The sequence below is a fragment of the Rhodococcus sp. IEGM 1409 genome, from assembly GCF_030056735.1.
In the GTDB taxonomy this organism is placed as follows: domain Bacteria; phylum Actinomycetota; class Actinomycetes; order Mycobacteriales; family Mycobacteriaceae; genus Rhodococcus_F.
In genome coordinates this window covers 71,702-84,385 of the sequence record NZ_JASHKN010000008.1, presented here as the reverse complement: position 1 = coordinate 84,385, position 12,684 = coordinate 71,702, and the positions used below count along the sequence as shown (strand labels likewise).

The window sequence follows — 12,684 nt, the reverse complement described above, 5'->3', positions numbered from 1 at the left end:
TAAGGAGTCTGGGGGCTCCTCAACCACTCACAGGGGGTTAGTCGCCGACGGTGACGGCGAGCGCTTCGTCGACGCTGTGTGGCGCGGGATCGTGGTCGTCGACGTGAGCGAGAATCTTGCGTCCGCTCGACAGGACGAATACGGCGGCGAGGGTGAGAACCGCGCCGACCCAGAACGGCATGTGGACGTTGGATTCGCCGAGCTTGCCGGCTACCCACGGGGCTGCGGCGCCGCCGACGAATCGAACGAAACTGTAAGCGGCTGAGGCGGTCGACCGTTCCACGGGAGCCGAGATCATGACGGTTTCGGTGATGAGTGTGTTGTTCACGCCGAGGAACAACCCTGCGAGGACGACGCCCACGATCAGGACGATCTTGTTCTCGGTGAAGAGAGCCATCATGCCCAGGTCGAGTGCAAACAGTGTCAGTGCCAGCATCATCATCGGGAGTGTGCCGAAGCGACGTTGCAGGCGTGGGGCGAGGAAGACCGACGAGATCGCCAGCATCAGACCCCAGCCGAAGAAGATGAATCCGATCGCGTACGCCCCCATGTCGAGAGGGAACGGTGTGTACGCGAGCAGGGTGAAGAATCCGTAGTTGTAGAGCAGCGCGGTGATGGCGACGGTGAGTAGTCCGCGGTGCCTCAGCGCCTGGAACGGCGCAGCGATGGACGTGTGGTGTTCTGGCTTGGGTGCGCTGGGAAGCATCACGACGATGAGGATGAAGGCAACCGCCATCAGGGCTGCGACGCCGAAGAACGGTGCGCGCCAGCTGATGTCACCGAGAACGCCGCCGACCAACGGTCCGACGGCGATGCCGATTCCCAATGCAGCCTCGTAGAGGATGATCGCACGAGCGACACCGCCACTGGCCGCGCCGACGATGGCCGCGAGTGCCGTTGCGATGAAGAGCGCATTGCCGAGTCCCCAGCCTGCGCGGAATCCGACGATCTGCCCGATGGTGCTGGAAGCGCCTGCAAGAGACGCGAACACGATGATGATTGCGAGGCCTACAAGAAGCGTCTTCTTGGCGCCGATGCGGCTCGAGACCACACCGGTGATGAGCATCGCGACGCCGGTGACGAGCATGTAGCTGGTGAACAGGAGCGAAACCTGGGACGGTGTGGCGTCGAGTTGTTCACCGATCGGCTTGAGGATCGGATCGACCAGACCGATGCCCATGAAGGCGATGACGCTGGCAAAGGCTACCGCCCACACAGCTTTCGGTTGCTTCAGGAGGCTCGGCGGAGCCTCATTCTGGTGCGTTGATGTCGCGGTCGTGTTGCTCACGGCCACCTCCTTTTTCAGTGGTGGGTGTTTCAGCTGGGGTCGGAAGTTTTGATGATGGACCGTAATTCGGCCAATCCTTCGGTCAGCTTCTTGATCTGTTCGGGCTCGAGCTCTGCGAAGTGGGGGACTAGAGCGTCGGCGATCTCGTTTCGGCCTTCGTTCAGGATCTTTCGCCCCTTGTCAGTCATGACGACTCTCACTGCCCGGGCGTCCTCCGGGTCGGCGCGGCGTTCGACGTAACCGTGTTCACCGAGTTTGCGCAGTAGCGCGGTAGCGGAGGGTTGCGAGCATCTGTCGAGGCGGGCGAAATCGCTGATCCGCATTTCGCCGTACTCCTCGAGGAGTGAGAGCGCGCGCAGCCAGGCGCGTGGGTACTGATCGGACGCGAACGAGCCTGCCAGCTTCGCGAAGCGGTGCGTGTTGCTCACGAGGTCGACGAGTAGTTCATGCAGTTGCTGCTGGTCATCTGCCACGAGAAATATTATTGCATAGGGTAACTATGTAAATCAACGAGTGTGTGGCAGATGATCCGTCACAGTCGTGGCGACCAGCGCGGCGATGTCGAAGTCTGGAGCGACGAGCGTGAGGCTTCGATTTGCCGCCAGCACTGCGACGCCGTGGGTTCCCGTCCAGATGCTCAGTGCAGAAGTGGTGGGATCGGACGCCTTTGCCGCTTCGGTCAGCGTGTGCAGAGCCGCAAAGAGAGGGAGTGAGGACTCTCGAAGGTTGCTGCCTGCGCCCTCGAGGAGGTCGTGGCGAAACATCAACTCGAACATCGCCGGCCGCTCCTGGGCGAATGACACGTATTCGATTGCGGCCGAGATCAATCGGTCGCGAGCGGATTGTTTGCCGGTGAGGATGGGATCGAGCCTGTCGGTGAGGTCGACAAGCCCTTGGAAGGCGATCGCGGCGAGCAGGCTGTTGTGCGTCGGAAAGTATCTCCGCGGGGCTCCGTGCGACACGCCCGCCCGACGCGATATCTCCCGTAGCGTCAGTTCTGTGGGGCCGTCGGCATCGAGAATCTCGACGCCGGTGGCGACGAGCGTTTCGCGAAGGCTGATGACGGTCATAGAAGACAGTGTCTACTATTGCGAACGTAGACAGCGTCTACCCGCGTGTGGAGACGGTTCTCGGTGATGTGCAGAGAGGTGATGCCCAGTGCTCTATTGGTTGTTCAAATACGTCCTGATCGGCCCAGTCCTGTGGGTGTTCGGGCGACCGACGATCGAGGGCCAGCACAACATCCCCAAGAAGGGACCGGTGATTCTCGCCGGAAACCATCGGGCAGTCGTCGACTCGTTCTTCCTGGTTCTCATGGTTCGCCGACGCATCACCTTCGTCGCGAAGAGCGAATATTTCACCGGGACCGGTGTGAAGGGCGCGATGCAACGCTGGTTCTTCGGCGGTGCAGGTCAGGTGCCGATCGACCGTAGCGGCGCCGACGCCTCCCGTGCGGCGTTGGACACGGCCATCGGGATTCTCGACAAGGGCGGCGTCTGGGGGATCTACCCCGAGGGAACACGATCACCCGACGGATGCCTGTACAAGGGAAAGACCGGAGCGATTCGTGTCGCCCTCGAAACCGGGGCGCCGGTCATTCCCGTCGTCGTGCACGGCGGCGACGCCGTCAACCCGCCGGGTACACGGATGTGGCGCTTCAGTAAGGTCCGGATCACGGTAGGGGAGCCGATCGACTTCTCTCGGTACCGCGAACTTCGTGGCTACCAGGCCGTCGTGCGCGCGGCGACGGACGAATTGATGACGGTGCTTTGTGAGCAATCCGGGCAGGAATACGTCGATGTCTACGGCGCGGACGTCAAATCCGGCGATGCCGCTTGAGTGACCCAGTACGGTCGCTGTTGGACGTGTAACCAACAGGAGGATTGTGATGGCGGGCAAGTGGGGCATCGAGCACGCAGTTTTTGTGGCGGCGACGGCAGCGACCGTGGTCGGGGCTGTAGTCGGTAACGAGCGGGTTCAGCAGATCGCGAAGCCCTTGATCGCACCCGCTCTGGCCGCCCGAGTGCTGCGCAAGCGTTCGGAGACGGAAACTGCCGATACCGCACTGCTTCTGGCCGGTCTCGCCGCCGCAACCGTCGGCGACGTGTTCATGATCGACCCGGACAACGATGCGCGCCTGATCAAGGGCGCGTCTTCGTTCGCGGTGATGCAGGCCAGTTACTCGGCGCTCCTGCTGCGCCGCGGCGCTCGCCCGACCCGCGCTGCCCTGCGGCCCCGCATCAGCGGTTGGTCGACGGCGTCCGGTCTGCTCCGCGCCAAGGCGCCGAGCGTGTCGACGCCGCTCACCGGATATGGATTGATGTTGGGAACAACCTCGACGTTGTCGGCAGACCCCGCTTTGGCGCCGCAGTCCAAGGCTGTGCTCGACGTGGTCGTTCCGAACAAGGATCGACGCTCCTGGCTCGGTTTGGGCGGAGTGCTCTTCACCGCGTCCGACGGGCTGATCGTGGTTCGTCGACTGTTCATTCGCGGGACTGCGGGCCGCGCCGCTGCCGAGGGTGTGATCTTGGCGTCGTACGCGGGCGCACAGTTGATGCTGGTGGAGGGCATGTTGGCGCTGGGACGCAAAAAGAGCGTCTAGTTTTTCACGGGCACAGCATGATTCGGTCTCGGTTCTTCGGGTCCACCAGGACAGTGACCGTAGATCCGGGAGTGATCTTGTCTTTGTACTCGGGTCGGATCTCGTACTCGATCCGGCCCGAGTACGAGTCGGAACCCGGAACCGTGAGGTGAAGTGCGAGTTTGGCCCATTCACCGTCGACGGTTCGGCGCAGGGGAGTGACCGTGTCTATTCGTGCCCATCCTTCGAGGCCGTGCTTTTCGAGTTTGCGTTCGGCGCGGGTCGGGCGGTTGGCCCAGGCCATTCCGAATCCGAGAACCGAGCCGAAAGCGGCGAGCAGTCCGCCGATCTGATAGGGCAGAGTGCCAGGGGGAGTGTGCTCGACCAGCCATCCGAGCCACACCGCGAGCACGATCAGATACCCCACCGCGATGAAACACACGGTGTGTACGACGCGACGGTGATTCATCAGATTTCCTCCACATCCAGGATAGCCTGACCGCATGAGCGAATCGAACGTCTTCATCACCGGTGCTGCGGCGGGAATCGGACGGGAGACGTCGCTGTTGTTCGCGCGCAACGGATACCGCGTCGGTGCGTTCGACATCGACGACGCCGGCCTTGCCTCCTTGAAGGCCGAGATCGACGGTTTCGGTGGCAGTGTCGTGACGGGTGTCCTGGACGTCACCGATCCGGCCGGCTGGGCGCAGTGTTTGGCCGAGTTTGCCGGGAAGTCAGGGCGTCTGGACATCCTGATCAACAACGCGGGTGTGCTCTCCTCAGGACGATTCGAGGATATTTCTCTTGCGTCGCATCGCCGAATGATCGACATCAATGTCACCGGCACTCTCAACGGCACGCACACGGCTTTCCCGTACCTCCGCGATACCGCAGGGGCGCAGGTGGTCAATCTGTGCTCCGCCTCGGCGATTTACGGCCAACCCGAACTCGCGACCTACGGCGCCACCAAGTTCGCGATCCGCGGCTTGACCGAGGCGCTCGATCTGGAATGGGCGCAGCACGACATCCGCGTACTCGCGCTCTGGCCCCTGTTCGTCCAGACGGCGATGGTCACGGGAATGGACACCGGTGCCACCAGATCGTTGGGTATCAAGCTGACTGCCACCGACGTCGCTCAGGAGCTGTGGGCGGCCACGCGCGGCGCCGGACGCATACACAAGGTTCACTACCCGGTCGGAACTCAGGCGAAGCTCTTCCTCAGTGCGTCGCGTTTCTCGCCCGCGTGGCTCTCACGGTTGATGAACAAGCGCGTCACCAGCACTTAGTCGGCCACACGATAGAGTGCACTGTCGGCTGTTGCAGGGCCAAGGTGACGTGTGTGGAGGTATTCGGGTGGTTCGTGTTCGGGTGGGGTTCGTGTTGTTCGGTGTCGGGTTCGCGCTTCTGCTTGCAGGGTGCGGCGGCGAGGCGGATTCAGCGCCGACGGTAGCGGCGCAGCCCAGTTCGACCACCACGACAGCCGTGCCGACGACAACAACCACCGTCGCACCCGTCGTGACCACGACCACCGAACCTCCGACCACGACACTGCCGCCGACGACGACGCTCACGGACGTGCAGTTCGAGCGCAACGAGTCGTATTACTTCACCACTCCCGACGGGAACTTCCAGTGCGGCATCATCAAGTTGCCCACCAGAATCGAAGCCGGGTGCGAGGGAACGACCACCCCGGTTCCGCCGCGACCGGAGAGCTGCATGGTCAACTGGGGCAACGGAATTCGCGTCACCGACGAGGGTGAGGGCGCCTTCATGTGTTCGGGCGGTGAGGTGTACACCTCGGGCGGCCCCGACGCCGATCCGGTGTTGGCGGCCGGTCAGCCGCTGAGCAAACTGGGTTTCACCTGCACGACCACCGCGACAGACGTCTCGTGTGTCAACGATCAGACCACGCACGGCTTCACGGTGGCTGCAAATTCCAACGAGGTGTTCTGATGACCGAGGTCGCTGCCGAAGACGTTTCCGGCGGGGCCGGCGAACCGGGGCCCACCGAATGGGGCGAGAACCCCAACGGCGTGGGGCCGTGGACCGAGGAGCACGACACGGAACCTCCTACCGACGAATGCTACGACCCGGTACTTCTGGCCGAGGGTGATCGTCGAAACGTCTTGGACGAGTACCGGTACTGGACCCGGGAAGCGATAGTCGAGGACATCGACTCGCGCCGTCACACCATGCACGTCGCCATCGAGAACTTCGCGCACGACGCCAACATCGGCACGGTGGTCCGCACGGCCAACGCGTTCGCCGCAGCCGCCGTCCACATCGTGGGGCGTCGGCGCTGGAATCGGCGGGGCGCCATGGTGACCGATCGATACCAGCACATCGTTCACCATGCCGACATCGGCGAGCTCGTCGAGTACGCCCGTGAGAATTCACTCACGATCGTGGCCGTCGACAACACTCCGGGGTCGGTGCCGCTGGAGACTGCCAGCCTGCCGCGAGAGTGCATCCTGCTGTTCGGCCAAGAAGGACCCGGTGTGACAGATCATGCGAAAGAGGTTGCGTCCATGACGGTCTCGATCGCACAATTCGGTTCGACCCGCAGCATCAACGCCGGCGTCGCGGCCGGCATCGCGATGCACGCGTGGGTACGTGAGCACGCCGATCTCGCCGATTCCCGCTGATTCCCGCTGACGTATTCCGGCTAGCGCGTAGCGCCTCGACCAGACAGGATAGGTAGTTATGCAGGAAGTGTGGGCAGAGCGGGCCGATGCGGCTGAGGGCGCGATAGTCAGTCGTCACCTTCGGCGCCTGTGGGGGATGCCCCGGACAGCACTCGGCGTGGTTGCCTGGCCTGCAGTTCGGCGCGAGCGGATGTTCAAGCCGTGGCACTACTGGTGGCAAGCACACCTGCTCGACACTGCAATCGACGCACTCGAACGTGACCCGACGCCCAAGCGTCGTCGTCGGGTCGCGAAGGTTGCCCGCAGTGTTCGGGTCCGCAACGTCTCGGCGTGGACCAACAATTACTACGACGACATGGCGTGGTTGGGTCTATCCCTCGAACGTGCTCAACGTATGTTCTCGGTCGATCACCGGACTGCGGTCCAGGCGCTCGAATCGCAACTCTTCGATTCGTGGTCCCCGGCCGACGGCGGCGGCATTCCGTGGTGCAAGGGCTCCGATTTCTACAACACCCCGGCAAACGGACCCGCCGGAATCATGCTGGCGCGCACCGGAAAACTCTGGCGTGCGCAGGCAACAGCCGACTGGATCGACGCGACGCTGCGGGATCCGGACTCCGGTCTGATCTTCGACGGCATCCGCCGCGACGGCACCCTCGAGCGCGCGATCTACTCGTACTGTCAGGGCGTCACGCTGGGGTTGGAAACCGAATTGTCGACGCGATTGGGCGAACCGCGTCACCGCGAGCGAGTCCACAAGCTGGTCGACGCCGTGTATGACGGCATGACCGAGTACGGAGTCATCACGGGCGGTGGCGGGGGCGACGGCGGATTGTTCAACGCGATCCTGGCTCGCTACCTCGCGTTCGTGGTGGTGAACCTGTCCTGGGAGACCCACGAGGACCTGCGAGCGCGAGAACTTGCAGCGCAGATCGTTCTGTCCTCCGCGGAAGCTGCCTGGAACAACAGACTGCAGATCGAAGGCCTGCCGCTGTTCGGACACGACTGGACCAAGGAGGCCCAGTTGCCGAGTCTGTCCGGCGACATCGCCACCTTCGCCGCCGGGACGGTGCGCTCGTCGAGCGTCCCCGAGCGAGACCTCTCGGTACAGGTGGGCGGGTGGATGCTGATGGAAGCGGCATTTGTCGTCTCGGCGGCGGGATACCCCCGTAAGCGTTAGGCTTTTCCGTCATGGAATCCCGGCACGTGATCGACAACGATGGCGTACGTCTTCACATCGATGTCGGAGGGTCAGGGGCGGACATTCTGGTCCTTTCCGGCGGCCCGGGATGCGTTCACTATCTTGCTCACGACGAGCTGCTTCCTGAAGGAATGCGCGCGTGGTGCCCTGAGCCGCGCGGAGTCGGCCGGTCCGGTGGCGGCGCTCATACGATGGCGGAGGCCGTTGCGGACCTCGAACTGGTCCGGAGCACCTTCGGGATCGACAGCTGGGTAGTACTGGGGCACTCGTGGGGATCGGACTTGGCTGTGCGGTACGCGCTCGACTGCCCGGAATCGGTGTCCAGTGTCGTCGGAATCGCGGGGCACGGCCTCCACAAGGACCGGACATGGTCGAAGCAGTACGAAGCGGGGATCGAGCCGGATCTGCAGATACCCTGGGAACCTGTTGTCTGGCAATCGCTTCAAGAGTCTTTCATCGAATGGATTCATGAGCCACAGCTGTTTCGGCAGTTGGCCGACTCACCCGTGCCCATGACATTTCTCGCGGCGGCCGACGACATTCGCCCGTCGTGGCCGTTGCATCAATTGGCCGCGCTCGTGCCGAACGGTCATTTCGGGGTCGTCGACGGTGTCGCACATAACTTCTGGCAGTCTCACCCGGACCTGTGGAGGAAGATCGTCACCGAGGCATGTGCGATGCAATCTCCACCAGGATTCGCTCCGCGACGGTCTGGTATCCCAGTCTCCGATTGACGGTCAGCATCGGGTGGTTTTCCGCGTTCACCGTTGTGTAAATCGCTCGCAGCAAAGGAAATTCAGCTGCCAACACAGACGCTTGTTGCTCCTTGACCCACTGAGCGAGACCGTGCCCGCGGTGCTGGGGAAGTACCACGGTGTCGTGCTGCGAAGCGTGGGTGCTGTCATGAAAGTCCACTGTCACTACTGTCGCTGCGGCTACTTCGCCGACGCCGTCGTCGACTGCGCAGCACACCAGGAGTGTCTGAGAGCCGCCGGTCATCTTCTGCTCCCACGATCTGACCTCGTCGACTCCCCAATTACGTTCGGGAATTTGCAGATCGGCGCCCGGTGCGTCGAGGAGCCGGTTCAATGCGTCCGAGAAGGAGCGGACAAGCTCGTCCGGGGTTCGGTTGCGCCAACTGACGATTCGATAGCCGGGGCGGGTCTCAGCCCGGGCGACTTCTGCATTGGAAGGGTCGAGGTGCTGAACTTGGTTTGCCAGTCGAAGCAGCACGCGATGGCTGTCGAACTTTTGCAGAAAATGCTCGGCTGCACTTCCCGCAAGCGCAGTCACCCTGATTCTCCGCACGCCGAACCCGGCGATGTCGACCTCGACGAGTTCGGCAAGCGCTCGTCCCACTCCTCGTCGTTGCGCATGGGGTGTCACGTACATCCGAAACTCTGCGAGATCGGCTTCCGCTGAATTTTTTCGCGCCTGGGCGATGCCGAGAATTTCGTCGGTCCCGGTGTCGCGTGCGATCCAACGCCACACGTCGGTCGAATCATCTTCGGCCTCGATCATTTCCACCAGCGCAGTCGTTGTCGGCGACGTTCCGGAGAGGTGGCGCTGGCCTTCGGAGAACACTTCACACCACTGGTGAAGAACAGGTGCTGTCGCTCCAGACGGTACGAACTCGGTTACAACTACACAGGGCACCCATGTGACGATACCGAGCGCCCACTCGGAGTTGGAATCACACGAACCGTAACCCTGTCGGAGCGTGGTGGTTGTTGCCAGCATTCAGGTATGTCTGATTCCTCGCGCCAACTGAGCCTCAACGCGTTCATTCACCCCGCCGGCCATCACGAAGCGGCGTGGCGGCATCCGTGGACAACCCCGGAACGTCTGTTCGACGTCACGTACTTCCAGGAGATCGCTCGTACCGCCGAGGCTGCGAAGTTCGACGGAATCTTCTTCGCCGACGGTCCGGCGTTGCGCAGCGACGTCGAGCACGGTCCCGCAGGGACTTTGGAGCCGATCACCTTGTTGACAGCCATTGCGGTGGCGACCGAGCGGATCGGTCTGATCGCGACGGCGTCGACCACGTACTACGAGCCGTACAACCTGGCTCGGCTGTTCGCCTCGCTCGACCACATCTCCAACGGACGCGCGGGGTGGAACATCGTCACCACCGGCACCGATCTGGCGGCAGCCAACTTCGGGCTGGCCAAGCATCCGGACCACGGTGACCGGTATTCGCGTGCACGGGAATTCGTCGACGCGGTGGTGCGGCTGTGGGACAGCTGGGAGGACGACGCGATCAGTCTGGACCGCGAGAGCGGAATCTACGCGGACAGAAACAAGATTCACGAGATCAACTACGTCGGCCGGCATCTGCGGGTGCGGGGACCGTTCAACGCGCCGCGAACGCCGCAGGGATACCCGGTGCTGGTGCAGGCCGGTGCGTCCAACGACGGTCGCGCGTTTGCCGGTCAGTACGCGGAGGCGATTTTCACAGCGCACCAGAGACTTTCCGATGCGCAGGCGTTCTACACCGACATCAAGTCGAGGGCTGCTCAGTTCGGCCGCAACCCCGATCACGTCAAGGTCCTGCCCGGAATCAGCCCGTTCATCGGTGACACCGAAGAGCAGGCCAAGGCGCTCGAGCGGGAGTTCAACGAGTTGACTTCGCCGGAGTACGGGCTCGCGCAACTCGGTGCACTTACCGGGACCGATGTTCGGAATCTGGAACTGGATGCACCGGTTCCCGTCGAATTGTTCGCGGCTGCAGGGGATGTCACCGACAACAAACAAAGCAGATTGCAGGTGATCGCCGGGATCGTCGAGCGCGAGCGTCCGACGGTTCGTGGACTGCTTCATCGATTGGCGGGCGCGCGCGGACATCGGGTGTTCGCCGGAACCGCCGAGCAGGTGGCCGACACGATCGAGGAGTGGTTCACCAGCGGTGCTGCCGACGGATTCAACGTCATGCCGCCGTACTACCCGGGTGGGCTCGAGATCTTCACCGAGCGAGTGGTCCCGATCCTGCAGGATCGCGGTCTGTTCCGGACCGAATACTCGGGTACGACGCTTCGCGATCATTTCGGTTTGCCGAGGCCCGAGAGCCAGTTCGCGGTTAGTGCTTCCGCAGTGCAGTAGACCCGCTTCGCGTTGTCGATAATGACAACGGTTACCATTAAGGAATGAAGCAGCTGCCGGTAACCGTGCTGTCCGGATTTCTGGGCGCAGGCAAGACCACACTCCTCAACCACATCCTCGCCAACCGCGACGGTAGACGCGTCGCCGTCATCGTCAACGACATGAGCGAGATCAACATCGACGCGGCCCTCGTCGCGGGCCAGGGCCACCTCGATCGGACGGAGGAGAAGTTGGTCGAGCTGACCAACGGATGCATCTGCTGCACGCTGCGTGAGGATCTGATCGACGCCGTCCGCGCTCTGGCGCGAGAAGGACGGTTCGATCAGTTGGTGATCGAGTCCACCGGCATCTCCGAACCGATGCCGGTGGCAGCCACCTTCGACTGGGAATTCGAGGACGGCTTCAGCCTCGGCTCGCTCGCGAAGCTCGACACGATGGTGACCGTGGTGGATGCGTCGACCTTCCTCGGCGAGCTGGCAAAAGGCGAACGACTCGACGAGCGCAACCTCGAAGCCGGGGAGGGGGACGGACGCAGCATCTCCGATCTCCTGGTCGATCAGGCGGAGTTCGCCGACGTCATCTTGCTGAACAAAACCGACCTGGTGAGCCCGCGGGCGGCAGGAACCGTCGAGGCAACGCTCCGTAGGCTCAACCCCACCGCTCAACTGATACGGACGGACCACGGAAAAGTCACTCTCGATCGCGTCCTCGAAACCGGTCTCTACAACCCGGAACTGGCTGCGCAGGTCCCCGGTTGGGATGAGGAACTGGCCGGTGGGCACACCCCGGAAACCGAGGAATACGGAATACGCAGCGTCACGTATCGCGCCTCGCGACCCTTTCATCCGGCGCGGCTCGAGGCTGCGCTCGGTCAGTTCGCCGGACTCCTGCGAAGCAAAGGCTTCTGCTGGATCGCCAGCCGGCCCGAATTCGCCGCTATCTGGTCGCAGGCAGGCCCCAACCTCGTCATCGAACCGGCTCAACTGTGGGCGTCGGCCGCGGAGGTGCCAGGGCAGGAGATCGTGTTCATCGGAGTGAAACTCGACCCGGCGGCGCCGTCACGAATCCTCGATCCAGCTCTGCTGACCGATGACGAACTACGCGAAGGACCGCGGGCCTGGACTCGCTACGAGGACCCGCTGCCGGCGTGGGACCAGAGCCACCTGCACTGAGCAGACAGCTCCTAGTCGAGGACTTCTTCGACCTCGACGTCTTCGGCCGGCCGGGCCATCTCCTTGCGGTACTGCCAGATTCCCAACGCGGTACCGATGACCAAGCTGACCATCATCACGATCAGTACGGCGGGCAGCAACCACGGAACACGATCGAGGAACGAGCCACCGTAGAAGCCGAGCAGCAAAAGCACCGGCGCCCAGATGATCGCGCCGATAGTGCTCGCGATTGTGTATCGCGTGTGGTTCATCTTGGCCGCGCCCGCGACCATTGGGCACAAGGTGCGCACCCACGGAACCCAACGGGCAATCAGGACCGCCCAGAACCCGTGTCTCTCCAACAAGATGTTGACGCGATGCAGATTCTTCTCGGTGAAGTACTTGCCGCCCTTACGGGCCTTGATGTGGTTGCCCGTCCGGTGACCGATGACGTACCCGACCTGGTTGCCGGCAATGGCGGCGATCATCGCGCCTACCGACAACGCCCACACGTGACCTGCACCGGATTCGTGGCCGGCAAGCACGATTCCGGCTGTGATCAGTAGCGAATCGCCGGGGAGAAACAATCCGAGGATGATCGCGCACTCGATGAAGACGAACGTGACGACGATGATCCAGACCAACAGAGGCCCGGCAGTCTCGAGTGGGGAGAAACTGCCGGATGCGAGCGTCATCGTCGTCAGTTCTTCGCCTCGTTC

At 62.9% G+C, this 12,684-nt stretch carries 15 protein-coding genes; 9 read left to right on the top strand and 6 right to left on the bottom strand.

The genetic code is table 11. The features are described from left to right. Positions 1 to 37: 37 nt before the first annotated feature. Genes QM716_RS20440 through QM716_RS20430 form a run of 3 tightly spaced genes read right to left on the bottom strand, consistent with a single transcriptional unit; the run spans position 38 to position 2,358 of the window. On the bottom strand, positions 38 to 1,294 hold the full coding sequence (locus tag QM716_RS20440; protein ID WP_283305911.1) for an MFS transporter: 1,257 nt from the start codon (positions 1,292 to 1,294) through the stop codon (positions 38 to 40). Positions 1,295 to 1,317: 23 nt separating this feature from the next. Continuing rightward, positions 1,318 to 1,761 carry a MarR family winged helix-turn-helix transcriptional regulator gene (locus tag QM716_RS20435; RefSeq protein ID WP_283305910.1) on the bottom strand — a complete coding sequence of 148 codons (444 nt, stop codon included), beginning with the start codon at positions 1,759 to 1,761 and terminating at the stop codon, positions 1,318 to 1,320. Between the two features lie 33 nt (positions 1,762 to 1,794). Next, the gene (locus QM716_RS20430) at positions 1,795 to 2,358 is read right to left on the bottom strand and encodes a TetR/AcrR family transcriptional regulator (protein ID WP_283305909.1); all 564 of its coding nucleotides are present in this window, start codon (positions 2,356 to 2,358) and stop codon (positions 1,795 to 1,797) included. 88 nt (positions 2,359 to 2,446) lie between these two features. Here QM716_RS20430 and QM716_RS20425 point away from each other — a divergent pair, with 88 nt between their 5' ends. Both QM716_RS20425 and QM716_RS20420 read left to right on the top strand, forming a co-directional pair. Further along, on the top strand, positions 2,447 to 3,127 hold the full coding sequence (locus tag QM716_RS20425; RefSeq protein ID WP_283305908.1) for a lysophospholipid acyltransferase family protein: 681 nt from the start codon (positions 2,447 to 2,449) through the stop codon (positions 3,125 to 3,127). A gap of 49 nt (positions 3,128 to 3,176) precedes the next feature. Continuing rightward, a complete protein-coding gene (locus tag QM716_RS20420; protein WP_283305907.1) occupies positions 3,177 to 3,890 on the top strand; it encodes a lysoplasmalogenase in 714 nt (237 codons plus the stop codon). A gap of 4 nt (positions 3,891 to 3,894) precedes the next feature. On the opposite strand, the gene QM716_RS20415 is transcribed toward QM716_RS20420, so the two are convergent. Next, the gene (locus tag QM716_RS20415; RefSeq protein ID WP_283305906.1) at positions 3,895 to 4,338 is read right to left on the bottom strand and encodes a hypothetical protein; all 444 of its coding nucleotides are present in this window, start codon (positions 4,336 to 4,338) and stop codon (positions 3,895 to 3,897) included. A 34-nt stretch (positions 4,339 to 4,372) separates the two neighbouring features. Between QM716_RS20415 and QM716_RS20410 the strand changes: the two genes are divergently transcribed. The 5 genes from QM716_RS20410 (at position 4,373) to QM716_RS20390 (ending at position 8,449) form a co-directional block, all read left to right on the top strand. Beyond that, positions 4,373 to 5,155, top strand: a complete 783-nt coding sequence (locus QM716_RS20410; RefSeq protein WP_283305904.1) for an SDR family oxidoreductase — start codon at positions 4,373 to 4,375, stop codon at positions 5,153 to 5,155. Positions 5,156 to 5,222: 67 nt separating this feature from the next. Next, positions 5,223 to 5,822 (top strand): DUF6636 domain-containing protein, encoded by a 600-nt coding sequence (locus QM716_RS20405; RefSeq protein WP_283305902.1) that lies wholly within the window; start codon positions 5,223 to 5,225, stop codon positions 5,820 to 5,822. Further along, positions 5,822 to 6,514, top strand: a complete 693-nt coding sequence (locus tag QM716_RS20400) for a TrmH family RNA methyltransferase (RefSeq protein ID WP_283305901.1) — start codon at positions 5,822 to 5,824, stop codon at positions 6,512 to 6,514. The genes QM716_RS20405 and QM716_RS20400 overlap by 1 nt, the downstream gene beginning before the upstream one ends. A gap of 58 nt (positions 6,515 to 6,572) precedes the next feature. Continuing rightward, positions 6,573 to 7,694, top strand: coding sequence for a glycoside hydrolase family 76 protein (locus QM716_RS20395; protein WP_283305899.1), 1,122 nt, complete (start codon positions 6,573 to 6,575; stop codon positions 7,692 to 7,694). A 26-nt stretch (positions 7,695 to 7,720) separates the two neighbouring features. Beyond that, positions 7,721 to 8,449: an alpha/beta fold hydrolase gene (locus QM716_RS20390; RefSeq protein ID WP_283305898.1), complete on the top strand. Its 729-nt coding sequence runs from the start codon at positions 7,721 to 7,723 to the stop codon at positions 8,447 to 8,449. On the opposite strand, the gene QM716_RS20385 is transcribed toward QM716_RS20390, so the two are convergent. Further along, positions 8,376 to 9,455, bottom strand: a complete 1,080-nt coding sequence (locus QM716_RS20385; RefSeq protein ID WP_283305897.1) for a GNAT family N-acetyltransferase — start codon at positions 9,453 to 9,455, stop codon at positions 8,376 to 8,378. The genes QM716_RS20390 and QM716_RS20385 overlap by 74 nt on opposite strands. A gap of 6 nt (positions 9,456 to 9,461) precedes the next feature. Here QM716_RS20385 and QM716_RS20380 point away from each other — a divergent pair, with 6 nt between their 5' ends. After that, positions 9,462 to 10,814 carry an LLM class flavin-dependent oxidoreductase gene (locus QM716_RS20380; protein ID WP_283305896.1) on the top strand — a complete coding sequence of 451 codons (1,353 nt, stop codon included), beginning with the start codon at positions 9,462 to 9,464 and terminating at the stop codon, positions 10,812 to 10,814. Positions 10,815 to 10,858: 44 nt separating this feature from the next. Next, positions 10,859 to 11,986, top strand: coding sequence for a GTP-binding protein (locus QM716_RS20375; protein ID WP_283305894.1), 1,128 nt, complete (start codon positions 10,859 to 10,861; stop codon positions 11,984 to 11,986). A gap of 11 nt (positions 11,987 to 11,997) precedes the next feature. Here QM716_RS20375 and QM716_RS20370 read toward each other — a convergent pair whose 3' ends face one another. After that, positions 11,998 to 12,660 carry a DedA family protein gene (locus tag QM716_RS20370; protein WP_019749448.1) on the bottom strand — a complete coding sequence of 221 codons (663 nt, stop codon included), beginning with the start codon at positions 12,658 to 12,660 and terminating at the stop codon, positions 11,998 to 12,000. Positions 12,661 to 12,684 lie beyond the last annotated feature (24 nt).

What these genes read in the sequence shown, in the direction of transcription:
- QM716_RS20430 (WP_283305909.1), bottom strand. Translation starts at nt 2,358, where the DNA reads ATGACCGTCATCAGCCTTCGCGAAACGCTCGTCGCCACCGGCGTCGAG.
- QM716_RS20420 (WP_283305907.1), top strand. Translation starts at nt 3,177, where the DNA reads ATGGCGGGCAAGTGGGGCATCGAGCACGCAGTTTTTGTGGCGGCGACG.
- QM716_RS20415 (WP_283305906.1), bottom strand. Translation starts at nt 4,338, where the DNA reads ATGAATCACCGTCGCGTCGTACACACCGTGTGTTTCATCGCGGTGGGG.
- QM716_RS20410 (WP_283305904.1), top strand. Translation starts at nt 4,373, where the DNA reads ATGAGCGAATCGAACGTCTTCATCACCGGTGCTGCGGCGGGAATCGGA.
- QM716_RS20400 (WP_283305901.1), top strand. Translation starts at nt 5,822, where the DNA reads ATGACCGAGGTCGCTGCCGAAGACGTTTCCGGCGGGGCCGGCGAACCG.
- QM716_RS20395 (WP_283305899.1), top strand. Translation starts at nt 6,573, where the DNA reads ATGCAGGAAGTGTGGGCAGAGCGGGCCGATGCGGCTGAGGGCGCGATA.
- QM716_RS20385 (WP_283305897.1), bottom strand. Translation starts at nt 9,455, where the DNA reads ATGCTGGCAACAACCACCACGCTCCGACAGGGTTACGGTTCGTGTGAT.
- QM716_RS20380 (WP_283305896.1), top strand. Translation starts at nt 9,462, where the DNA reads ATGTCTGATTCCTCGCGCCAACTGAGCCTCAACGCGTTCATTCACCCC.
- QM716_RS20375 (WP_283305894.1), top strand. Translation starts at nt 10,859, where the DNA reads ATGAAGCAGCTGCCGGTAACCGTGCTGTCCGGATTTCTGGGCGCAGGC.
- QM716_RS20370 (WP_019749448.1), bottom strand. Translation starts at nt 12,660, where the DNA reads ATGACGCTCGCATCCGGCAGTTTCTCCCCACTCGAGACTGCCGGGCCT.